Source organism: uncultured Plantibacter sp., assembly GCF_963518075.1.
Lineage (GTDB): Bacteria > Actinomycetota > Actinomycetes > Actinomycetales > Microbacteriaceae > Plantibacter > Plantibacter flavus_A.
Map to the genome: position 1 here is coordinate 17,206 of NZ_CAUQHZ010000010.1, position 21,166 is coordinate 38,371.

At 69.8% G+C, this 21,166-nt stretch carries 23 protein-coding genes and 1 tRNA gene; 14 read left to right on the forward strand and 10 right to left on the reverse strand.

Annotation, left to right across the window (positions count from 1 at the left end; translation table 11 throughout):
* Window positions 1-30: 30 nt before the first annotated feature.
* The 4 genes from RWN05_RS12410 to RWN05_RS12425 all read left to right on the forward strand — a co-directional run bounded on the left by RWN05_RS12410 (window position 31) and on the right by RWN05_RS12425 (window position 5,075).
* Window positions 31-945 carry an NUDIX domain-containing protein gene (locus RWN05_RS12410; RefSeq protein WP_079002643.1) on the forward strand — a complete coding sequence of 305 codons (915 nt, stop codon included), beginning with the start codon at window positions 31-33 and terminating at the stop codon, window positions 943-945.
* 100 nt (window positions 946-1,045) lie between these two features.
* On the forward strand, window positions 1,046-1,534 hold the full coding sequence (locus RWN05_RS12415; RefSeq protein WP_079002642.1) for an NfeD family protein: 489 nt from the start codon (window positions 1,046-1,048) through the stop codon (window positions 1,532-1,534).
* A 46-nt stretch (window positions 1,535-1,580) separates the two neighbouring features.
* Complete coding sequence (locus RWN05_RS12420) at window positions 1,581-3,101, forward strand: flotillin family protein (RefSeq protein WP_079002641.1); 1,521 nt, start codon at window positions 1,581-1,583, stop codon at window positions 3,099-3,101.
* A gap of 279 nt (window positions 3,102-3,380) precedes the next feature.
* A complete protein-coding gene (locus tag RWN05_RS12425) occupies window positions 3,381-5,075 on the forward strand; it encodes a long-chain-fatty-acid--CoA ligase (RefSeq protein WP_399543022.1) in 1,695 nt (564 codons plus the stop codon).
* 84 nt (window positions 5,076-5,159) lie between these two features.
* On the opposite strand, the gene RWN05_RS12430 is transcribed toward RWN05_RS12425, so the two are convergent.
* Window positions 5,160-5,360 (reverse strand): hypothetical protein, encoded by a 201-nt coding sequence (locus RWN05_RS12430; protein WP_153303440.1) that lies wholly within the window; start codon window positions 5,358-5,360, stop codon window positions 5,160-5,162.
* Between the two features lie 231 nt (window positions 5,361-5,591).
* Between RWN05_RS12430 and RWN05_RS12435 the strand changes: the two genes are divergently transcribed.
* Window positions 5,592-5,668 (forward strand) — tRNA-Pro (locus tag RWN05_RS12435).
* 63 nt (window positions 5,669-5,731) lie between these two features.
* On the opposite strand, the gene RWN05_RS12440 is transcribed toward RWN05_RS12435, so the two are convergent.
* Window positions 5,732-6,106 carry a helix-turn-helix domain-containing protein gene (locus RWN05_RS12440; RefSeq protein WP_079002638.1) on the reverse strand — a complete coding sequence of 125 codons (375 nt, stop codon included), beginning with the start codon at window positions 6,104-6,106 and terminating at the stop codon, window positions 5,732-5,734.
* 119 nt (window positions 6,107-6,225) lie between these two features.
* On the opposite strand from RWN05_RS12440, the gene RWN05_RS12445 reads away from it, so the two are divergent.
* Window positions 6,226-6,591 (forward strand): DoxX family protein, encoded by a 366-nt coding sequence (locus RWN05_RS12445; RefSeq protein WP_079002637.1) that lies wholly within the window; start codon window positions 6,226-6,228, stop codon window positions 6,589-6,591.
* Window positions 6,592-6,625: 34 nt separating this feature from the next.
* Here RWN05_RS12445 and RWN05_RS12450 read toward each other — a convergent pair whose 3' ends face one another.
* Window positions 6,626-7,588 (reverse strand): zinc-dependent alcohol dehydrogenase family protein, encoded by a 963-nt coding sequence (locus tag RWN05_RS12450; protein WP_314139733.1) that lies wholly within the window; start codon window positions 7,586-7,588, stop codon window positions 6,626-6,628.
* Window positions 7,589-7,674: 86 nt separating this feature from the next.
* Here RWN05_RS12450 and RWN05_RS12455 point away from each other — a divergent pair, with 86 nt between their 5' ends.
* Window positions 7,675-8,304 (forward strand): helix-turn-helix domain-containing protein, encoded by a 630-nt coding sequence (locus RWN05_RS12455; protein ID WP_314139734.1) that lies wholly within the window; start codon window positions 7,675-7,677, stop codon window positions 8,302-8,304.
* Between the two features lie 73 nt (window positions 8,305-8,377).
* Here RWN05_RS12455 and RWN05_RS12460 read toward each other — a convergent pair whose 3' ends face one another.
* Together RWN05_RS12460 and RWN05_RS12465 are read right to left on the reverse strand one after the other, a co-directional pair.
* The gene (locus tag RWN05_RS12460; protein ID WP_079002635.1) at window positions 8,378-8,929 is read right to left on the reverse strand and encodes an AAA family ATPase; all 552 of its coding nucleotides are present in this window, start codon (window positions 8,927-8,929) and stop codon (window positions 8,378-8,380) included.
* Between the two features lie 132 nt (window positions 8,930-9,061).
* Window positions 9,062-9,445, reverse strand: a complete 384-nt coding sequence (locus tag RWN05_RS12465; protein ID WP_314139735.1) for a VOC family protein — start codon at window positions 9,443-9,445, stop codon at window positions 9,062-9,064.
* Between the two features lie 96 nt (window positions 9,446-9,541).
* On the opposite strand from RWN05_RS12465, the gene RWN05_RS12470 reads away from it, so the two are divergent.
* Window positions 9,542-10,531, forward strand: coding sequence for a YafY family protein (locus RWN05_RS12470; protein ID WP_314139736.1), 990 nt, complete (start codon window positions 9,542-9,544; stop codon window positions 10,529-10,531).
* Between the two features lie 121 nt (window positions 10,532-10,652).
* Here RWN05_RS12470 and RWN05_RS12475 read toward each other — a convergent pair whose 3' ends face one another.
* Window positions 10,653-11,573: an SDR family oxidoreductase gene (locus tag RWN05_RS12475; RefSeq protein ID WP_314139738.1), complete on the reverse strand. Its 921-nt coding sequence runs from the start codon at window positions 11,571-11,573 to the stop codon at window positions 10,653-10,655.
* A gap of 174 nt (window positions 11,574-11,747) precedes the next feature.
* Between RWN05_RS12475 and RWN05_RS12480 the strand changes: the two genes are divergently transcribed.
* Entirely contained in the window at window positions 11,748-12,605 is an 858-nt protein-coding gene (locus RWN05_RS12480; RefSeq protein ID WP_314139739.1) for a helix-turn-helix transcriptional regulator, read from the forward strand.
* A 161-nt stretch (window positions 12,606-12,766) separates the two neighbouring features.
* Window positions 12,767-13,327, forward strand: a complete 561-nt coding sequence (locus tag RWN05_RS12485) for an NAD(P)H-dependent oxidoreductase (RefSeq protein ID WP_314139740.1) — start codon at window positions 12,767-12,769, stop codon at window positions 13,325-13,327.
* Between the two features lie 121 nt (window positions 13,328-13,448).
* Here the strand turns inward: RWN05_RS12485 and RWN05_RS12490 are convergent, their stop codons facing one another.
* Genes RWN05_RS12490 through RWN05_RS12500 form a run of 3 tightly spaced genes read right to left on the reverse strand, consistent with a single transcriptional unit; the run spans window position 13,449 to window position 15,852 of the window.
* Window positions 13,449-13,772 carry a YciI family protein gene (locus RWN05_RS12490; protein WP_314139741.1) on the reverse strand — a complete coding sequence of 108 codons (324 nt, stop codon included), beginning with the start codon at window positions 13,770-13,772 and terminating at the stop codon, window positions 13,449-13,451.
* A 44-nt stretch (window positions 13,773-13,816) separates the two neighbouring features.
* Window positions 13,817-15,229, reverse strand: coding sequence for an NAD(P)/FAD-dependent oxidoreductase (locus tag RWN05_RS12495; protein WP_314139742.1), 1,413 nt, complete (start codon window positions 15,227-15,229; stop codon window positions 13,817-13,819).
* Entirely contained in the window at window positions 15,226-15,852 is a 627-nt protein-coding gene (locus RWN05_RS12500; protein WP_314139744.1) for a dihydrofolate reductase family protein, read from the reverse strand. The genes RWN05_RS12495 and RWN05_RS12500 overlap by 4 nt, the downstream gene beginning before the upstream one ends.
* Before the next feature lie 185 nt (window positions 15,853-16,037).
* On the opposite strand from RWN05_RS12500, the gene RWN05_RS12505 reads away from it, so the two are divergent.
* The gene (locus tag RWN05_RS12505; protein WP_121290470.1) at window positions 16,038-16,523 is read left to right on the forward strand and encodes a glutathione peroxidase; all 486 of its coding nucleotides are present in this window, start codon (window positions 16,038-16,040) and stop codon (window positions 16,521-16,523) included.
* Between the two features lie 21 nt (window positions 16,524-16,544).
* Here RWN05_RS12505 and RWN05_RS12510 read toward each other — a convergent pair whose 3' ends face one another.
* Window positions 16,545-17,417, reverse strand: a complete 873-nt coding sequence (locus tag RWN05_RS12510; RefSeq protein WP_314139745.1) for an oxidoreductase — start codon at window positions 17,415-17,417, stop codon at window positions 16,545-16,547.
* 103 nt (window positions 17,418-17,520) lie between these two features.
* On the opposite strand from RWN05_RS12510, the gene RWN05_RS12515 reads away from it, so the two are divergent.
* From RWN05_RS12515 to solA, 3 genes are all read left to right on the forward strand, one after another.
* On the forward strand, window positions 17,521-18,108 hold the full coding sequence (locus RWN05_RS12515) for a PadR family transcriptional regulator (RefSeq protein WP_399543004.1): 588 nt from the start codon (window positions 17,521-17,523) through the stop codon (window positions 18,106-18,108).
* A gap of 61 nt (window positions 18,109-18,169) precedes the next feature.
* Window positions 18,170-19,873, forward strand: a complete 1,704-nt coding sequence (locus RWN05_RS12520) for an AarF/UbiB family protein (RefSeq protein ID WP_314139746.1) — start codon at window positions 18,170-18,172, stop codon at window positions 19,871-19,873.
* 129 nt (window positions 19,874-20,002) lie between these two features.
* Window positions 20,003-21,163 (forward strand): N-methyl-L-tryptophan oxidase, encoded by a 1,161-nt coding sequence (gene solA, locus RWN05_RS12525; protein WP_079002628.1) that lies wholly within the window; start codon window positions 20,003-20,005, stop codon window positions 21,161-21,163.
* Window positions 21,164-21,166: the final 3 nt, after the last annotated feature.

Below are 21,166 nucleotides of genomic sequence, written 5' to 3' on the forward strand. Positions count from 1 at the left end.
CCGCCCAGCGTTTCGTGCCAGGCTGGTCCAATGACTGATGCGCATCCTCCCGGCGGCCCCCTCCGGGACGCCGGGGATGCCTGGGTCGAATCCGGGGACGGCCGCAAGTTCTGGGGGAGGTTCGGTGCAGCAGGACTCCTCGTGCACGATCGGGCGCGCGGCGTGCTGTTGCAGCACCGGGCCGGTTGGAGCCACTTCGGCGGCACCTGGGGCATCCCGGGAGGCGCGCGTCACCAGTTCGAAAGCGCTGTCGACGGTGCGGTCCGCGAGTCGCACGAGGAGGCGGGTGTCCCCGCCGAGTCGATCGAGCTGCGGTTCGACTCCGTGCTCGATCTCGGGTTCTGGTCGTACACGACGGTGATCGTCGAGGCGGTCGAGCCGTTCGAACCCGTGGTGTCCGACCCGGAGAGTATCGCTCTCGCCTGGGTGCCGCTCGCCGAGGTCGAGACATTGCCTCTGCACCCTGGCTTCGCCGATTCGTGGCCCGGCCTGCGGTCGCAGCTCGAGCGCCGCGTCACGGTCGTCGTCGACGTCGCGAACGTCGTCGGCTCGCGACCCGACGGGTGGTGGAAGGACCGTGCGGGTGCCGCACAGCGGTTCGTCGCGCGCCTCGGCCGCCTCGCGCACGAGGGTCTCGACGCCCAGGCGCTCGACCTCGACTTCGACCGCTGGTGGCCGGCCTACGTCGCCGTCGTGGAAGGACAGGCCCGCGGCGTCCACACCGATGACAGCGTACGAGAGCCCGGGCACGAACTGCGGGCCGGCGTCTCGATCGTCGACGCTGCGGGGAGTGGCGACGACGCGATCGTGGACGTCGTCCGTGAACTCGACGGGGCGGTCGTGGTGGTCACCTCGGACCGCGGGTTGCGCGAACGCGTCGAGCGTCTGGGCGCGACGACGCGCGGTGCCGGCTGGCTGACGGAGCTGCTCGACGCAGTGGGCTGAGGGCCGCTGCAGTCGCTCCACAGGGGCCCGCAACCCGTCGCCGTCGTAACGGGAGACCGCTTTCCTGCACGTCGCCTGGGCGTTCAGTAGGGTTGGTGGCATGACCCTGTTCATCATCGTCGGCGCCGTCGGTCTCGTGATCGTCCTCATCTCCCTGGTCTTCGGTGAGATCTTCGACTTCCTGGACGGGGCGGTCTCGGCCACCGCGTTGGGGAGCGCGTTCACCGTCTTCGGCGCCGTCGGCGCGATCGTGCTGGCGAACGGGTTGCCCGTCTGGTCCGCCTACGTCATCTCGGCCGTCATCGGTGTCCTCGTGCTCGTCGGCGTCCAGCTGATGATCCGGAGTTTCAAGCGTTCGGAGGACGGCACGCCGAGTTCACCGCTCGGTCTCTACGGGGTCGCCCGGTCGACCATCTCGGCGTCCTTCGGCGAGGTCAGCCTCGACGGCCCGCACGAGATCGAGACGCGCCTCGCGTTCTCCGACACGCGGATCGAAACGGGCAGCCGGATCCGCGTGGTCGAGCTCCAGGGTTCCCGCGTGAAGGTCGAACCCGTGTCGAGCGGAGCCGCTGCCGACACGCAGCCCTGATTCCATCCATCCACCAGCACGCCCTCGAGGGGAAGGCACCTGCCCTATGGACTTCATCACCACCAACATCACGGTGATCGCCGTGATCGCACTCGTCGTGGTGGCGCTCGCGATCGTCGCGTTCGTCGCCGGACGCATCAAGCGCGTGCCGCCGAACCAGGCGCTCGTCATCGTCGGTCGGGGGGCCGGCGCCAAGACGGGTGAGCCCGATGGCGGTCAGCGCGTCGTCATCGGTGGGCGGGTGTTCATCTGGCCGATCCTGCAGCAGGGCTTCCCGATCTCGCTCGAGCAGCGTCAGATCGGCATCGTCGTGGAGGGTGTCGACACCAACTTCATCAAGGTCGCCATCCAGGCGAGCGTGAACTTCAAGGTCTCCGGCACGCCGGAGGGTGTGCGCCGTGCCGCGCAGCGCTTCCTCTCCCAGCAGGGGTCGCTGACGCAGATCATCCAGCAGTCCCTCGAGGGGTCGCTGCGTTCCATCATCGGCAACATGCCGATCAAGGAGATCATCTCCAACCGCAACGCCCTGTCCGAAGCGGTGGTCGAGGCGACCAAGACGGATCTCGCCGAGCAGGGCCTCCAGGTCGACCTGCTGAACATCTCCGACATCTCGACGCCGGGCACCAACTACCTCGCCGACCTCGGTCGAGCGGAGAACGCGCTCGCTCGGCAGAACGCCGAGATCAAGGAAGCCGAGACCGCTCGTGCGTCCGAGTTCGCGCGGATCGAAGCGGCGGAGCAGGTCGCGGAGCGTCAGAAGGCGCTGAGCCTCAAGCAGGCGACGATCAAGGCGGAGACCGACCGCGCGAACGCCGAGGCCGAGGCCTCCGGTCAGCTGGCCACGGCGCAGCAGGACCGTCTGGTCGCGGAGCAGGAGCGTGAGGCGCTCGCCGAGAAGGCGAAGGTGGAGCAGGAACGCCTCGACATCGAGGTGCGCAAGCCGGCCGAGGCCGACGCCTACGCGACGGTCCAGCGCGCGCAGGCGGCCCGAGACGCAGCCAATGCCGCGACGGAGGCCGACGCGTTCAAGCGCAAGACCATCGCCGAGGCGAACAAGGTCGCGGCCGTGCAGGACGCCCAGGCCGCTGCGGAGTCCGTGCGCCTCGCCGGTACCGCTGAGCGCGACAAGCAGATCGCGCTGGCCGAGGGTATCCGCGCCCAGGGTGACGCGAAGGCGTCGGCGGTTGCCGCGGAGGGTCTGGCCGAGGCTGAGGCGATCGACGCGAAGGCGGAGGCGTTGAAGAAGTACGGTGAGGCCGGACTCGCATCCGAGATCATCGCTCGTCTGCCTGAGATCACGCGAGCCGTGTCCGAGCCGCTCGGCAACATCTCGAACCTCACGGTCATCTCGACCGAGGGTGCGTCAGCCGTCACGAAGACGGTCGGCCAGGTCGTCAGCGAGGTGCCGAAGGTCGTCAAGGACATCACCGGGCTCGACCTGTCCGCCCTCTTGGGTGGGGTCGCCGGTGGCGCGCTGGGGGAGAACCTCCAGCAGGCGATGTCCGACAACGCCGCTGCGGCCGCGAAGCGTCAGCCGAATACCCCGGCGTCGCCCGACGCCGTCTGAGTCGTTCGATCCTCAGGAGCCGGTCGCCTTCGGGTGGCCGGCTCCTGGCGTTGTTCCACCGTTCCTCGGGCGATTCACCGGTGTCGGTTTGGAGCTTGTCAAGCAGTCCGGTCGCATCCCCGGTCGGGCATACGCGCCCGCCTAGGGTGGAGGCATGCGTGCGGTGCGCGCGGTGTCATCTGGAGGATCATCGTGGACCATCGAGGAAACACAGCCGAGCAGCGCGAGGGCGAGCAGTCGTCGGAGCCGACCGAGGCCGGAGAGGCACAGCGTCAGCGTCTGGCCGAACGGCCGTGGTTGTCGTCCTACGCCAGTGGCGTGCCAGCCGACATCGACGAGGTCACCGAGACGCTCGTCGACCTGCTCGACACCTCGGTCAAGCGTTTCGGTGATCGCATCGCCCTCGAGTTCTTCGGCGCGGAGACCAGCTACAGCGAGCTCGGCGAACAGGTCGCGCGAGTGGCCGAAGGGCTCCGCAAGCTCGGTGTGAAGCCGGGCGACCGCGTGGCGCTCGTGCTGCCGAACTGTCCGCAGCACGTCGTCGCGTTCTACGCGGCGCTCCGGCTCGGCGCGACGGTCATCGAGCACAACCCGCTCTACACGGCTCGGGAGCTGCGGCATCAGTTCGAGGACCACGGTGCGCACGTCGCGATCGTGTGGGACAAGGTCTACGACCTCGTGGCCGACCTCCCGGCCGACGTGATGCGCGGGCGGATCGTCTCGGTCGACATCACTCAGGCCCTGCCGTTGTCGAAGCGGTTGGCGCTCCGGCTGCCGGTGAAGCGTGCCCGCGAGTCGCGTGCGGCGATGACCGCGACCCCGTCGGCGAAGCACGTGCTTCCGTGGGAGCGGCTGATCGGCGGACGGAAGCTGTCGAAGCGGGTCGTGCGTCCGACGCTCGACGACACCGCGCTCCTGCAGTACACGAGCGGGACGACCGGGGCGCCGAAGGGGGCCATCCTCACACACCGCAATCTGCGGGCGAACGCGGCGCAGGGTCGCGCCTGGGTGCCAGGGCTGAGCGAGGGTGGCGAGGTCTTCTACGGGGTGCTGCCGCTGTTCCACGCCTATGGCATGACGCTGTGCCTGACGTTCGCGATGAGCATCGGGGCGCGGCTCGTGCTGTTCCCGAAGTTCGACCTGGAGCTGGTGCTCACGGCGGCGAAGAAGTCGCCGCCGACGTTCCTGCCGGCGGTACCGCCCATCTACGACGCGTTGTCGCGTGCGTCGAGCCGCAAGGGCGTCGACCTGACGAGTGTCCGCTTCGCGATCTCCGGTGCGATGAGCCTGCCGGTGTCGACGGTCACGCGGTGGGAGGAGGCGACCGGCGGTCTGCTCGTCGAGGGCTACGGGATGACGGAGTCGTCGCCGGTGGCGCTCGGCAACCCGATCGGTCCGTCGCGTCGGCCGGGCACCGTGGGTGTGCCGTTCCCGAGCACCGAGATCCGCGTCGTCGATCCCGAGAACCCGTCGGTCGATCGTGCGGCGGGGGAGTCGGGCGAGCTGCTGCTCCGTGGCCCGCAGGTCTTCCAGGGGTACTGGGGTCGTCCGGACGAGTCGCGCGAGGCGTTGCTCGAGGGTGGCTGGTTGCGGACCGGCGACATCGTGACGGTGTCGGCGGACGGCTTCGTGACGGTCATCGACCGGGTGAAGGAGCTCATCATCACCGGTGGGTTCAACGTGAGCCCGTCCGAGGTGGAGGAGACGCTCCTGTCGCACCCGGACGTCGAGTCGGCCGCCGTGGTCGGCCTGCCGCGCGACTCCGGTGGCGAGGATGTCACGGCCGCGGTGGTCATGCGCGCCGGAACGGTGTTCGACGCGGGTTCGCTGCGCGACTACTGCCGGACCCGCCTCACGGCGTACAAGGTGCCCAAGCGGGTCGTGCAGCTCGACGAGTTGCCGACGTCGCTCATCGGCAAGGTGCTGCGGCGCAAGGTGCGCGACCAGCTCGTCGCGGACCGCAAGGCCGAGTAGCGCTGCGCTGCCGCCGGGCACCCTGCCCGTCCTCGTGGCGCGTCGTGCAAGGCGTGCCGCGGGTGCTTCGGAGTGCCGCAGTGATCAGCCGCGGGACTCGGGGTGCACCCAGTGGCGCACGACGGGGATGAGCAGGGACAGTGCCACGAAGGTGATGGCACCGCCGATGACGGCGTCGTCGATCGGCGTGTTGCGGCTGACCTGCACGATGCCGGAGACGATCGCGACGGGCAGGGCGGTGAGTGCCGCGACGCGGACCTCTTTCCAGTAGTGGCTGTAGCGCATGGGGTCCTCCATCGGGTGGCCGGATCGGTCCGTTCGTCCTGTCGCGCGGGTGCGGACGAGTCACGGTAGCGTGCCCCGTCCGGGGGCGGGCAGGGGAGACCTCCCACCCGACGAGTGCGGCCTGTCCGAGGCTTGTCTGGGCCGATCTGCCGTCCCCGGAGTCGTGTCACGGAGCGCTCTCGGAATCCGCTAGACTGTTCGAGTTGTCTTCTCCGCCCGCGGAGATGGCATCGGGCTGTGGCGCAGCTTGGTAGCGCACTTGACTGGGGGTCAAGGGGTCGCAGGTTCAAATCCTGTCAGCCCGACCAGGAAGTCCCGGAAACCGTCTGGTTTCCGGGACTTTTTCCGTTGGTCCGCACCACGCCCGGCGCTCAGGACCGCTCGTCGAACGCCCTGCGGCTCGCCTCGATCGTCGGGACGTGCTCACCGGCCCACTCGGCGAGCGCCATCGCGTGCGGGATGAGCGATTCGGCGAGGTCTGTCAGCTCGTACTCGACCCGCGGTGGCACTTCCGCGAAGGTGGTGCGGGTGACGAGTCCGTCGCGCTCGAGGTTCCTGAGGGTGAGGGTGAGCATGCGTCGGGAGATGCCCGGGATGCGCTGCTCGAGCTCGGTGAACCGGAACGGGCCGTCATGGAGCGTCGCGATGAGGAGGAGCGCCCACTTGTCGGCGATGCGGTCGAGGAGTGAGCGGATGGCCTTGCCCTGGTCGCCCCGGACGGAACACAGCCTCTGGTAGCGGAACACGGCACCCCTCGCGGCTCGGTCACACGCGTGTGCCTTTTGTACGCCGGTCCGAACCGGTCCACACTTGCGTCGGTTACCTATCGTAACCATCAACGCACACACGCACTCGGAGGTTGCACATGGTCGTCGCTTACTGGATCGTCGCAGGACTGCTCGCGGTCATGTACCTGTACTCGGGCGGCATGAAGCTCGTCCGCTCGGCGGAGCAGCTGCGCCCCATGATGGCCTGGGTCGACACCATGCCGCTCTCGGCCGTCCGCGTGATCGGAGCCCTCGAGATACTGGGCGTGGCCGGCCTGATCCTGCCACCGCTCGTGGGCGTCCTCACCTGGCTGACCGTCGCGGCCGCGGTAGGCCTCGTCCTCGTACAGATCGGTGGCATCACCGTGCACGTGCGTCGCGGCGAGTTCCGGGTCCTCGGGCTGAACGTCGCCCTGCTCGTGCTCGCCGCCGTCGAGGTCTGGCTGGCGACGATCTGGCTGTAGCGGTGGCGGATCTGTGCCTGCCTCGTCAGCCGACTCAGGGGACGAGCACGATGCGCCCGAACACGTCCCCGACGTCCATGAGACGGTGCGCCTCGGCTGCGTCGCTCAGCGGCAGGGTGTCGTGGACCACCGGCGAGAGCGTGCCTCGGACGGCGTCGTCGAACACCTCGGCTCGCACCCGGGCGAGTTCCTCGCGCGGCACGGTGTCGAGGCTCAGGGTCCCGAAGGTGATCGATCGGCGGAAGCCGGCCAGGAGAGCCGTGCCGAAGTCGGCGGGCGGGAACCCACCCACCACGCCCACGGCGATCAAACGGCCGTTCGGCGAGAGCCGCTCGATGAACCGGGGGAGGTTGGGCCCGCCGACGATGTCGAGGATGACGTCGAACTCCACCGGGGCGTCCTCATCGCCCGTGCCGGAGCGGTCGAGCACGTGGGTTGCACCGAACGCCCGCAGACGTTCCCCGCGTTCGGAGGACGAGGTGGTGACGGCGATGACCCCGGCGCCGGCACGAGCGGCCAGCTCGACGCCGGCCAGGCCGATACTCCCGGCGGCGCCGCGCACGAGGACGGATTCGCCCTCGGTCAGGCGAGCGCGATCGAGCGCGAAGTGCGCGACCGGGAACGCACTGCCCAGCGTGACCGCCTGGACGGACGTCAGGTCGGACGGCAGCTCGACGATCTCGTCGGCGCGCGCGGTCACGTACTCGGCGTACGCGCCCGAGGCCCCCGTGAACGCCCAGACCCGTCGACCGACCCATGCGGGGTCGACGTCGGGCCCGGTCGCGGTGACGACGCCGGCGGCTTCACTTCCCGTGGTCATCCCCGAGTCCCGGGCTGCTTCGGCGATCCCGCCCCGGCGGATCACGACGTCGACCCCGCCGACGCCGGCGGCCTCTGTTCGAACGAGGACCTCACCGACCCCGGGCGTGGGGACGGGAAGGTCCGTCACCTCCATTCCACTCGGGTCGCCGAAGGTCCGGATGATCACTGCGCGCATGGGTGCACTCCGTTTCACGGCGGGGGATCTGACCCGCCTCCCGTAACGTAACGGACGCACCCGTCCACTTGAGTAATGTGAGACACATGTCCGCGCCACTGCCTCAGAACCTGCGTTCCGACGCGCAGGAGAACCGTGACCGCGTCCTCGCCGCAGCCCGCGACCTGTTCGGGACCGACGGCCTCCACGTGACGATGCGGGAGATCGCCCGCCGAGCCGGTGTCGGGCCGGCCACCCTCTATCGACGGTTCCCGACCAAAGCCGATCTCGTCAGGGCCGCCTTCGTGGACGAGCTCGGCGCGTGCCGCTCGATCGTGGTCGATGCCCTCGCGGACGTCGACCCCTGGCGTGCCTTCCGCAGCATCATCGAGGAGGTCCTGGTCCTCAACGCCCGCAACCAGGGGTTCACGGACGCGTTCCTCGCCGCCTACCCCGATGCCGTCGACTTCCGGACCCAGCGCGAACAGGCCGTGCGGGCGATCACCGCCGTCGCTCGTCGTGCCATCGACGCCGGCGCGCTGCGCCCGGACTTCGTCCTCGACGACTTCCTCGTGGTCCTGCTCGCGGCTCGCGGACTCTCGACGACGTCGGAGACGGAGCGCGTCCGAGCTGCACGACGCTACGCCGCACTCGTGATCGACGGCCTGCGTGCGTCAGACCGGCACGAAGCGCTCCCGCCAGCGCCGCGACTCATGTCGAGCGTCATCCCGGCGTAGGCGTGTGCCCGTGCCCGCGGTGACCCGGATGACCACCACCAGGCACCGAGTCGTGGGCGTGTCCGGTGGCAGGTCAGCGCTGCTGCGACGCGACCAGAGCCTCCAGGGCGGCCAATCGGTCTGACGAGTCGCCGGTGATCTCGGCGACCGTGACGTGGTCGGCGATGAGATCGGGCTCGTCGACGAGATCGAGCAGGACGGCGTTCATGGCCGTCCGCAGCTCCAGGTCTTCGTCCGCGCCGACGTGGATCCCGTCGTTCGGCGTCAACGGCAGGACCACCAGCACATCCACCGTCTGGAGCGCCGCGGCGGTGCGGGAAGTCGCCCGCTCGAGGAACCCGGTGTCGAGGTCGGTGCCGGCCAGTTCCGCTGACGCGAGGAGGTATGCGAGGAAGTCGAGTGGCCCGCGTTCCGCGATGACGTCTCCGTCATCCGACTCGTCCAGCAGTCGTTCCGCCGAGAGGCGTAGCTGGGCGGCGAACATGGCGCTGCTTGGGACGTCTCCGGCGTCCTCCACGAGGTCGAACAGCTCCCCGAGGACCGTGAACTCCGGGTGGCGGAGCGCGAAGTCCGCGATGAGCGTGCTCTTCCCGCTGGCGTGGGTGCCCGACACGACGATCTTCACGGGACCGAGGATAGACCGTGTTCCGCTCGCCGGCTCTGGCGCGTCAGCTGATGAGCTGCTCGGACGCCTCCCACAGCCGGCGAGCGTGTCATCCCGGCGTAGGCCGTGGGCGCACGTCACGAGTCGACGCGTTCACCCTGCGTCAACGGTGATCGGGGTGAAGACGTTGACGAGGTTGCCGTCGGGGTCGCGGAACAGCAGCGACCGGTTGCCCCACGGCATGTCCGTCGGCTCGTTCACGAACGTCGCCACGACGCCCTGGAGCGTCGCATAGGCCGCGTCGACGTCCTCGACGAGCAGATCGAGGATGACGGATCGGTTGGCACGCGGTGCGGCGGCGTCCTCGCCCAACAGCGGGACGGTCGCTGAACTGGCGATGGCGAGCGTGCCGGTGTCGGTGCGCACCTCGGCGAACAACGGGTGCAATCGTGCCGCGGTCGCACCGGTGACCCGTTCGTAGAACGCGACCAGGGTGTCGACGTCGTCGGTGATGATCCGGGTGGCTGCGAGGTGCATGCGAGTCTCCTTGGCTGGTGGTCTTCCCCCACAGGTGCGGGGCGGTGACGACGATAGAGCCAATACCGGACTATTTTCGCCCGGTATTCTCTTGAGATGGGACATGCCGGCTCGCCGACTGCTCGAGCGCTGCAGTTGCTCGAGCTGCTGCAGTCCGCGGAGATCCGCAGCGTGCCAGAGCTCGCCGAGCGGTTGGGCGTGGACGAACGGACCGTGCGCCGCTCCGTGCAGCGTCTCGTGGACATGGATGTCCCGATCGAGTCGGTGCGCGGTCGCTACGGCGGGTACCGCCTCGCCGTCGGCCGACGCGTACCGCCGATCATCCTCACTGACGAGGAAGCGGTCGCCGTCTTCCTCGGCTTGAGCGAAGCCCAATCGTCCTCGGACTCCCCGGACGTCGCAGCGCAGATCGCCCTCGCGAAGATCCGACGATCCCTCCCGGCCGCGTCCGTGAATCGCCTCGAGGCGGTCATGCAGTCCGCAGCGCTGAGGCCGTCGCGCCACGACGTGCCCGACGCGGGAGTCCTGCTCACCGTGTCGGACGCGATCCGAGCGAGACGCCCCGTGGAACTGCGCTACCGCGACGCGGAGGACACGCCCTCGCGTCGCACGGTGCATCCGTTCGACCTGCTCGTCCATGCCGGTCGTTGGTACCTGGACGCGTTCGACGTCGAGCGAGCGGAGGAGCGCACCTTCCGGGTCGACCGCATCCGATCGGCGCGGACGCTGCCCGGCGTCTTCTCGGGCCCGGGTGCTCGAGCGGAGCGCCCTCCACTCGTCGATCGCTTCGCGGGGGCGGACTACCGATGGCACGTCCGGTTGCGCATCCAGGCGAACGTCCCGCAGATCCGGGCCCACTTCCCGGAGAGCGTGGCCGTCGTGGAGTCGATCGATGACGCACCTGCCTGGCATCGGGTCTCGATCCGAGCCAAACGCCTCGACTGGCTTCCAGCGGTGATCGCCGGGCTGGGGGATCATGCGGTGATCGTCGACGAGCCCGAGGATCTCCGCGAACTCCTCCACGCGACAGCGACGCGGATGCTCCGCATCGCACGCGGCGCGGATGGGGCGCCTCCGCTCCCGTAGGGCGCGACCATGCGAATCACGTCGAAGCACGCCGCCGGACGTCCAGGGTGGCGGTGACCGCCACGGGTTCCGGCGGGCGTGCTCGGAGCGCCGGCCGTCCGACCAGCGCACAGCCGCCGCGTCACCGTCCGATGAGCCGCTCGGATTCGTCCCAGAGGCGACGGGCGTCGTCCAGGTTCCGCATCGGCGGCCAGAGTGCCGGGAGGAGCGCGGGTCGGCCACCCATCGTGCGGACCGGGCCGTAGAACTCGTCGCCTCGCGCGGTCGGTGCCGTCGCGGCCATGAGCGCGGGCTGAGCGGCGCTCGACACCGTGCCTGCGACGCCGATGCGTGAGAGCAGGCGGACCGCACGACGGGCTCCGGTGTCTCGCTGTCGGCCCATGCCCGGCTGGGCGGCCAACAGGTTGGTGGGGGAGACGCCGGGGTGCGACAGGTTGCTCGAGACACCCCAGCCGCCGGCTCGGCTCCGAGCATCGAGTTCGCGGGCGAACAATGCCACGGCGATCTTGGACTGCTGATAGGCCTGCATCCCGTCGTAGCTGCTCTTCCAGTCGAGGTTGTCCCAGTTGATCGATCCGCTCCGGGCGGCGATGCTCGTCTGGTGCGTGACGCGCGCTCCACCGGCCTTGAGCAGCGGTAGCAGACCGAGGGTCAGCGCGAAGTGGCCGAGGTGGTTGACGCCGAACTGCAGCTCGAAGCCGTCCCGCGTCTCCTGCCGCTCGGGCGGCGTCATCACGCCGGCGTTGTTGATGAGCAGGTCGATCGGGCGGTCCTCGGCGGTGAGCTGCTCGACGAGCGCTGTGACGGAACCCAGAGAGGCGAGGTCCAGACGGCGAACCGAGACCGCCGCGCCCGGAACCGCTGCACGGATGTCGTCGGCGACGTGCGCGCCCTTCGTGGTCGAGCGCGCGGGCAGGACGACCTCGGCACCCGCCCGGGCGAGCTCGGTCGCGATGACCCGTCCGAGGCCGTCGCTCGCGCCGGTGACGACGGCGAACGACCCGGTCAGGTCGGGGATGGTGAACGCGGGTGTTCGTGGCATGGTCGTTCCTTCATCGTGGGTGTCGCCGTGGTCCGGCGTGTGGGAACCACTCTCGACGGTCGGTTTCGGCCGGTCCAGGACCGGTTCATCCACTGATCGGCGATCCGTGGCTGGCACCGCTCTCGCACGATAGAAAGGAGGTCCACGGACCGCTGCACGACGAGGAGACGCGACATGATCGATCGGCACGGCCTGGCGGCCTTCCTCAGCCACCGCCGGCACCAGCTGCAGCCGGAGGACGTCGGGCTTCCGCGCGGTCCGCGGCGACGGACGGACGGCCTCCGCCGGGAGGAGGTCGCGGCGCTCTGCAACATGTCGACCGACTACTACGCGCGGCTCGAGCGCGGCGTCGGGCCTCAGCCGTCCGAGCAGATGATCGCGGCGATCGCGCAGGGCCTGCGTCTCTCCCTCGATGAACGGGACCACGTCTTCCGGTTGGCCGGGCGCACGCCTCCCGCGCGTGGAGCGCACGGCGACCACGTCGGCCCCGGTCTATTGCGGATCCTCGACCGCCTGCAGGACACCCCCGCCGAGATCATCAACGAACTCGGCGAGACGCTTCGCCAGACCCCGATGGCCGTCGCACTCAACGGCGACGCCTCCCGGTTCACCGGGGACGACCGGAGCCTGGGCTACCGGTGGTTCACCGACCCGACCGCGAGCGCGGCCTACGCGCCCGCCGATCGCCTGCTGCTCTCGCGCGTGTACGCCGCCGGGCTCCGCGAGGTCGTCACGATGCGCGGTCCCGGATCGCGTGCGGAACGCCTCGCGAACGCACTGCTGGAACGGAGCGAGGACTTCCGCGAGTTGTGGGCCGCGCAGGAGGTCGGTCTCCGGCCGACGGAGGTCAAGCGGTTCCTCCACCCCGAGGTCGGCGAGCTGGAACTGCACTGCCAGACGCTGTTGGACCCCGAGCAGTCCCACCGGCTGCTCGTCTACACCGCTGAGCCCGGGAGTGAGAGCGCCGAGAAACTCCGACTCCTCGCCGTCATCGGTGCGCAGACCCTGCCGGGCCGGCCGGCGGGCTCCTGAGCCTGACGCCCGGGTTCGCCGCTCCCAGCACGCCCGGAGCCCTTCGGCAAGCCCCACCCCGGACGGAGGCGCCTGCCCAGCCTCCCGGCTACAGTGCGAGCCAAGCACCACCACGTCCCGTGCTTCGCGGGACGGGCACGCACATCGAAGGAGAGCACCCCATGTCAGACCTCCGAATCGCCATCATCCTCGGCAGCACCCGCCCCGGCCGAAACGGCAAGGCAGTCGCCGACTGGGTCGTCGAGCAAGCCGCCGGTCGGAGCGCGAGCTACGAGCTCATCGACCTGCTCGACCACCCGCTGCCTCTCTTCGACGAGCCGACGCCGCCGTCGTTCGGGGCATACGAGAACGAGCACACGAAGGCCTGGGCGGCGACGATCGCGCCCTACGACGGATTCGTCTTCGTCACGCCCGAATACAACCACTCCACCTCCGCCGTCCTGAAGAACGCCATCGACTACCTGTACGCCGAATGGAACAACAAGGCCGCCGCGTTCGTGGCGTGGGGAAGCCTCGGCGGTGCCCGCGCGATCGAACACCTTCGCGGCATCAGCGCGGAACTGCAGATCGCGGATGTGCGGCAGCAGTTGAGTTTCTCGCTCTTCACCGACTTCGAGGACTTCAGCACCTTCACGCCCGGACCCCAGCACACCGAAGCCGCCGGGGTGCTGTTCGACCAGCTCGAGGCGTGGGCAGGCGCGCTGAAGCCGCTGCGCGCCTGATCGAAGGACCGAACGCTCGGCGATTCCGCCTCCCTCGTCGGCCCGAGGTCGATGGGTCAACGCCGGCGGGCTCCTGGGACTCGTGGTCGGTGCCCGGGTGTCCGCTCAGCCCGTCGGCTTCCTACGCGCCCGGGAACGGGCGCAGCTCGAGGCGGCCGTTGCGGGCCATCGGGTGGCGGGCGGCGATGTCGATCGCCTCATCGAGGTCGGCGCACTCGAGGATGTCGAAGCCCCAGAGCGTGTCGGTCGCTCCCGGGATCGGTCCGTTGGTGACGAGTCGCTCACCGGCGCGCACACGGACGCCGCGCGCCTCGCTCGGATCCAGCACGTCGCCGAGAAGACGACGCCCCGTCGTGTCCAGCTCCTGGACCCAGTGGTCGACGTCCGCGCCATCGGCTGGCTCGTCGGGCACGGGGTCCGTGAGGACGAACATCATGAATCGCATACGTTTCCTCTCCTTCGACGCTCGCGAGAGCGCACTCGTGGTCGTCACCGGACCGGGTCGACGATCGGTACTGCGCTCTCGTCGCGCCAGAGGGTCTCGATGGGAATCGACCGACCGAGGACGCGCTCGGCGGCCCGGTGGCCGGAGTGGAATGCCGCCGTCACCGTCGCGGGGTCGTCGGTCCACGTCGCCTCGCCCGCGAGGTGCAGGACGCCGCCGACCGGGGTCGCGAGGGCGTCGTGGTCGTCGGTCGTCGATCCGACGGTCATGTAGGCGTAGGACCCGCGGGAGAACGGGTCGTCCTGCCACCGGGTGACGTGCACCTCCGTCGGCTCCTCGACACGGTCGCCGTACAGACGCCGCAGTTGGTCGAGGATCGACTCGACGACGCGCGACTCGTCCCAGTCCCGGATCTCCACGGCCGTCGGGCCGGCGGCGAACGTCAGCAGGGTCGGGGCGCCGTGCGCCGTCGTCAGGTCGTACCAGGAGTGCCACCGGCGACCCTCCGGCCCCTGCTGGCGGATCGCATAGACGCCGTCGTCCCAGAACCGTCGCTCGAAACGCAGGAACACCTTCTCGAACGCGTTCATCCGCAATCGTGAGAGGGCGCCGGCGACCGGCTCCGGCAGCGGGGGATCGATCGCGAACTCTTTCGACTGCAGGACCCCGACGGGCACCGTCACCACCACCGAGCCCGCGCGCAGCACCACCTCGCCCGTCGGTCCCTGTGCGGAGACCTCAACGCCGTCCGTGGACCACCGCACATTCGTCACCACGTGCTCCAGGCGCACGTCGAGCCCCTCGGCCAGCCGTCGCGGGAGCACGTCGTAGCCGTCGGGGAACACGACCTCGTCACCGTCGATCGCGTCGTCGTCGAGCCCGTGCGCCGCGAGGTCCTCGATCCACGCGCCGTACTGCTCCTCCGAACGATGCTCCAGGTACTCACGGACCCGCTGCGCCCGCTCGGTTTCCCACGCCTGCAGGGCGAGTGCCGCCTCGGTCACGTCACGGTACGACGCGTCCGGGGCCGACTCGGCGACGACACCGAGCAGCGTCGCATCGAGGGCATGGACGTCCTCGGCGAAACCGCGAGCCTCGGCGTCCGACAGGCGCCTGCCGTCGGGACCGTAGTACGCGATCGGTCGGCTGTCCGGCTGGTAACCACCGACGGTGAACTCGACCGTCCGCATCCCGAACGCCTCGACCGCCGCGGCGACCGCGCTGTCATCGACACCGTGCACCCATGACGCGCCGAGATCGGTCACCCGCCCGTCGCGACGCTCGGTCGACACCCGCCCGCCGACCCGGTCGCGGGCCTCGACGACGACCACCGCGCGTCCGGCGGCCGCGAGCAACCGTGCGGCGACGAGCCCCGCGACGCCGGCACCGACGACGACCGTGTCGAAGCGGGTGTCTGCTTCGGGCCGCTGCGCCGACGCCTCGTCCGACGCGCTCATCGCGGGTCGCCCATGTCGCCGGTGGCCGGTGTGCCGTCGATCCGTTCGTAGCGAAGGTGTACGGTCCCTGCGGGGGAAGTGGTCGCGGGGCCGAGCAGGCGCAGCGTGGACGGGACCGTGCCGGTCGCGAAGACGCGCTTCCCGGTGCCGAGCGTGATCGGGTACACCCAGAGGTTCAGTTGATCGAAGAGCGCGTCGGCCAGCAGGGTCTGCACGAGGTCGAGGCTGCCGATGACGTGGATCTGCGAGTGACGCTCGCGCAGAGCGCGAACGGCCTCCGGGAGGTCCGGTCCGAGCTGCGTCGAGTTCCCCCACCCCAGCTCCTGCGGCTCGCGTGACGCGACGTACTTCGGCAGTCGGTTGAAGAGCCTCGCGATGGCGTCGTCCTGGCCACCCTCCTGGTGCGGCCAGTACCCGGCGAAGATGTCGTAGGTCCGGCGCCCGAGCAGGAGGGCGTCCATACCCACCATGCCGGCGTCGATCTGCTCCCCGTCGACCTCGTCGATGAGCGGCGCCTGCCAGCCACCGAACGCGAACCCGTCGCTGGGGTCCTCCTCCGGCCCGCCGGGTGCCTGCGCGACGCCGTCGAGGGTCATGAAGAGGTCGATGTGGATGCGTCCCATGTCCTGCTCCGATCTGCTGCACTCACGATCCACCGGCGGGCAGGCGGTGTCAACGCCTGTCGGCTGGGAACGCCCTGCCGAAAGGGCGCCGGTCGCGCCCCGGGCGAGTAGCGTTCGGAGTGGATCCGCTTGCGCACAACGGTGCTCGAGCAGGACGTCGTTCGACAGATGAGAGGCATCACACCATGACCGATCTGGACACCATCCCCGTCACCACCCTCGACGGCCGGGACACGACCCTCGCTGAGTGGGACGGGAAGGCCAAACTCGTGGTCAACGTCGCGAGCCGCTGCGGCCTCGCACCGCAGTACGAGAAGCTCGAGGCACTCCAGAAGGAGTACGCCGACCGCGGCTTCACGGTGATCGGGTTCCCGAGCAACCAGTTCTTGCAGGAGCTCGGCGACAACGAGAAGATCGCCGAGTACTGCTCCACCACCTGGGGCGTCACCTTCCCGATGATGGACAAGGTGAAGGTCAACGGCCGCAACCGGCACCCGCTGTACCAGGAGCTCGTGAAGACCGCGGACGCCAACGGGAAGGCGGGCAACGTCAAGTGGAACTTCGAGAAGTTCCTCATCGCGCCCGACGGCACCGTTCACCGCTTCCGTCCGACGACCGAGCCGGACGCCCCCGAGGTCATCGCCGCGATCGAGGAGAGCCTTCCCGCGTGACGCCGGGACGGCCGGGCGCGCTCACCGGTAGGTGATGCCGGTGAGCGCCTCGGCCGTCGTCCAGAGCTCGGCGGCGACGTGCTCGTCGCGGGCCGCCGAGGTCCGGCCGACGGGCTTCGGACCACCACGCATCTCGCCGAAGCCGCTCGGACCGTAGTAGCCGCCGGGCTCGACGTCGGGCGAGGTCGCCGCATACAGCGTCGGAAGTGCACCCATGTCCGCGCTCTGACCGAGGAGCCGGGTTCCCCATGCGAGGAGCGGACCCTGTGCGGACTCGGTGTGCGACTGGAGCTCGGTCGACGCGAAGCCGGGGTGCGCGGCCACGGACAGCACCGAGGACCCCGCCGCCGTGAGGCGTCGCTGCAACTCGGCCGAGAACATCAGGTCGGCGAGCTTCGACTGGCCGTAGGCGGACCAGCGTCGATACGTCCGGTTGCGCCAGTTGAGATCGGCCAGATCGATCTTGCCGGCCCGGTGCGCGGCACTCGACAGCGTCACGACCCGCGTGGTGATGCGGTCGATCAGGAGGCCGGTGAGTGCGAAGGGCCCGAGGAAGTTCGTGCCGATCTGCATCTCGAAGCCGTCGGTCGTGCGGCGTTCGGGGACCGCCATGACGCCCGCGTTGTTGATCAGTACGTCGACCCGCTCGACCCCGTCGGCGAATCGACGGACGGACGCCAGGTCGGCGAGATCCAGTTGCCGCACCTCGACGTCGCCGGTCATCGTCGCCGCCGCCCGCGCGCCCTTCTCCGTGTCGCGGCAGGCGAGGATCACGGCGGCACCGCGGCCGGCGAGCTCACGGGCCGTCACCGCGCCGATCCCGCTGTTCGCACCGGTCACGATCGCGACGCGGCCGTGCTGGTCGGGGATGTCTGCTGCGGTCCAGGGGCTCATGAGGGCGACGTTACGCCATCACGATCTTCCGATTACACATATCGTTCACAGCTTCACCGATATATCGTTGAGCATCGTTCACGTACGACGGAGGAGAGCAATCATGGGTGGATTCCCAAGCGGTGGCGCAGGATTCGGTGGCGCAGGGTTCGGTAACGGCGGAGGCTTCGGCAGCGGAGCCGGCTTCGGGACCGACGGCATGTGGCAGATGATGGAACAGCTGCGTTCGAAGTTCGAGAAGAGCGCCGGCTCCCGTGTCGGCCGCGGCGACGTCCGCTCCGCCGTGCTGGCCCTCCTGGCCGAGCAGCCGATGCACGGCTACCAGATCATCCGCGAGATCGAGGAGCGCAGCGGCGGCTCCTGGAAGCCCAGCGCAGGCTCGGTCTACCCGACGCTGCAGCTCCTCTCCGACGAGGGCATCATCACGGCTGAGGAGTCCGGCGGCCGTAAGACCTACGCGCTGACCGAGGCCGGTCGCGACGAGGTCGCCGAGTCCGGCGCATCCGCTCCGTGGCAGAACGCCGAGTCGTCCGAGCACCCCGGCTTCACCGCCCTGCCGAAGGCCGGCGTCGAGTTGGCCCAGGCCGCAGCCCAGGTCGGCCGCACCGGAACGCCCGAGCAGGTCCAGCAGGCCGTCACCATCCTCGACGACGCTCGCAAGCGCCTCTACGCGATCCTCGCCCAGGACTGACCGAGTGTCGTCGACCGGCGGGACGCCCAGCGACTCGGCGTCCCGTTTCGGCGAGCTCCCCATGAGCGGGCGGACCGGCGTTCCTGCCGGTCCGCCCGCGCACGGGCGCGCCCGGTACCGTCGTATCCTCCGCTTCGCGAGCTGGCACCTGGCCGCCGCCTGGTGGTTTGAGATCGTCCTGCCGCGGTTCGGGCTCATCAAGCTGACGGAGCGGACCCGCACGCGCCGCATGCAGAAGTTCGCACGTCGGTTCCACGTGCTCGCCGTGGACCTCGGCGGCCTCATGATCAAGGTCGGCCAGTTCATGTCGTCGCGCCTCGACGTGCTCCCGCCGGAGATCACGAAGGAGCTCGAAGGCCTGCAGGACGAAGTCCCGCCCGTCGCCTTCCCTCGCATCCGCGCGCTCGCCGAGTCGGAACTCCGTGTGCCGCTCTCGCAGGTCTTCGCCGGCATCGACGAACGCCCCGTCGCAGCGGCCTCGCTGGGCCAGGCGCACCGCGCCCTGCTCGCTCCGGCGCTCGCCGCAGACACGGGGCTCGACGCCGTCGTGCTCAAGGTCCAGCGGCCGGGCATCGACGAGATCGTCGCAGTCGACCTCGCCGCCCTGCGTAAGGTGGGCGGCTGGTTGCGCCGTGTCCGGCTCGTCTCCGACCGCGTCGACATGCCCGCACTCGTCGAGGAGTTCGCCGCGACGAGCCTCGAGGAGATCGACTACCTCCATGAGGCCTCGAGTTCCGAGCGGTTCGCCGCAGACTTCGCGGGCGACGACCGCGTCTCCGTACCCGCGGTGGTGTGGGAGCGCACGACCCAGCGCGTCCTGACGCTCGAAGACGTCACCGCCATCAAGATCACCGACGCGGACGCCCTGCGCGCCGCCGGCATCGATCCGGTCGACGTGGCACCCGTGTTCGCCGCCGTCATGTTCGACCAGCTCTTCGCCAACGGGTTCTTCCACGCCGACCCGCATCCCGGCAACATCTTCGTGACGCCCGTCGCCGCCGCGCCGGGCGAGCGGCCCTGGAAGCTGACCTTCATCGACTTCGGGATGATGGGCGAGGTCCCGCCGACCACGAGACGCGGCCTCCGGAAGCTCCTCATCGCCGCAGCCTCCCGCGACGGCAAAGGCCTGGTCGACGCGATCCGCGACCTCGGTGTCCTCCTGCCCTCGGCCGACACGACCGAGCTCGAACGCGCCATGACCGCGCTGTTCGGGCGATTCGGCGGCATGGGGTTCGCGGAACTGCGCGACGTCGATCCGAAGGAGTTCCGCGACTTCGGCAACCAGTTCAGCGAGGTCATCCGCACGCTGCCGTTCCAGCTGCCCGAGAACTTCCTGCTCATCATCCGTGCGATCTCGCTCACCTCCGGTGTCTGCAGCGCCCTCGATCCCGAGTTCAACCTCTGGGACTCCGTGGAGCCCTACGCCGCGCAGCTGCTCCGTGACGAACGCGGCAACGTCGTCCAGGACCTCGGTCGCGAGGCGCTCGACATCGCCACGGTCGCCGTCCGCTTGCCGAAGCGTCTCGACGCGGTCATCACGCGGGTGGAGGCCGGCGCGGTCGCGACCACCAACCCGAGACTGGAACAGCGGATCGCGCGGCTCGACCGCACGACGGGCCGGGTCGTCTCGGCCGTGCTGTTCGCCGCGCTGCTCGTCGCCGGCGCTGTCCTCCGAGCCGACGACGCCGTCCTCGGCACCGTCTTCATGGTGGTCTCCGCCGTGCCGCTCCTCCACGCACTGTTCTCAGGGCGACGCGGGCGCTGACCCGGCGTGCGGTCGTCGCCACGGCACATTCCTGACGCGAAAACCTGGGTCATCGGTCCATAGGCCGGTCTCCGGAGCTCCAGCACACTTGCCTGAATCGATCGGGCAAGCACGAAGGAGCACCACCGGATGGAATCGTTCGACGTCGCGGTTGTCGGCATGGGAGCTCTCGGCAGTGCCGCCGCCTACCACCTCGCCCGTCGGGGCGCGAAGGTCGTCGCCTTCGAGCAGTTCGAACTCGGGCACGTCCGCGGCGCCTCGCATGACACCTCGCGGATCGTCCGGACGTCGTACGGGGCTCCGCAGTACGTGCGACTCGCGCAGTCGGCGTACCGCGACTGGGCTGACCTCGAGCAGGAGTCGGGCGAACGGTTGCTCACCATCACGGGTGGCGTCATCTTCCTGCCGGTCGACGGACCCTACTCGGCCACCGACTTCACCGCGGCCCTGGATGAGTGCGGGGTGCCGCACGAGCTGCTGACGCCGGCCGAGGTGCAGGCGCGCTGGCCGCAGTTCCGGATCCCCGAGAACGTGGAGACGGTCTACACCGCCGACACCGGCATCGCCCACGCGGCCCGTACCGTCGCGACGCTCCAGCTCCGTGCTCGGGCGCTCGGGGCGGACATCCGCGACCGCACCCGGGTCGACGCACTCACCCCTGACGGAGCCGGTGTCGTCGTGCAGACCTCCAGCGGGCCGGTGCGTGCCGGCAAGGTCGTCCTCGCCGCCGACGCCTGGGCGAACGAGCTGCTCGAGCCGCTCGACGCGGCGATCCCGCTCGACGTGATGCAGGAGCAGGTCACCTACTTCCGCCCGTCCGATGCCGAGCAGCTCGATCGCGAGCGGTTCCCGGTGTGGATCTGGGAGGACGAGGAGTGCTACTACGGCTTCCCGACCTTCGGGGAACCGACCGTGAAGGCCGCACGCGACGTCTCGGAGAACCGCATGTCACCGGCGGAGCGCACCTTCGTCCCGTCGCCGGAGCTCACCGGGCAGCTGGCCGACTTCATGGCGGACCTCGTGCCGGCGTCGGGCCGCGAGCTCCGCACGGTGACGTGCCAGTACGCGCTCACCCCGGACCGGAACTTCGTCCTCGGCCCGCTCGAGGAGCACCCGGACGTCATCGTCGCCCTCGCCGCCGGTCACGGCTTCAAGTTCACGCCCGCGTTCGGACGCATCCTCGCGGAGCTCGCACTCGACGGGCGGACGAGCGACGACATCTCGAGCTTCGCCCCGTCCCACGCCCGCAGCGCCGACCGCGTCTCACCGATGCCGACCTCCGTGAGCTGATCC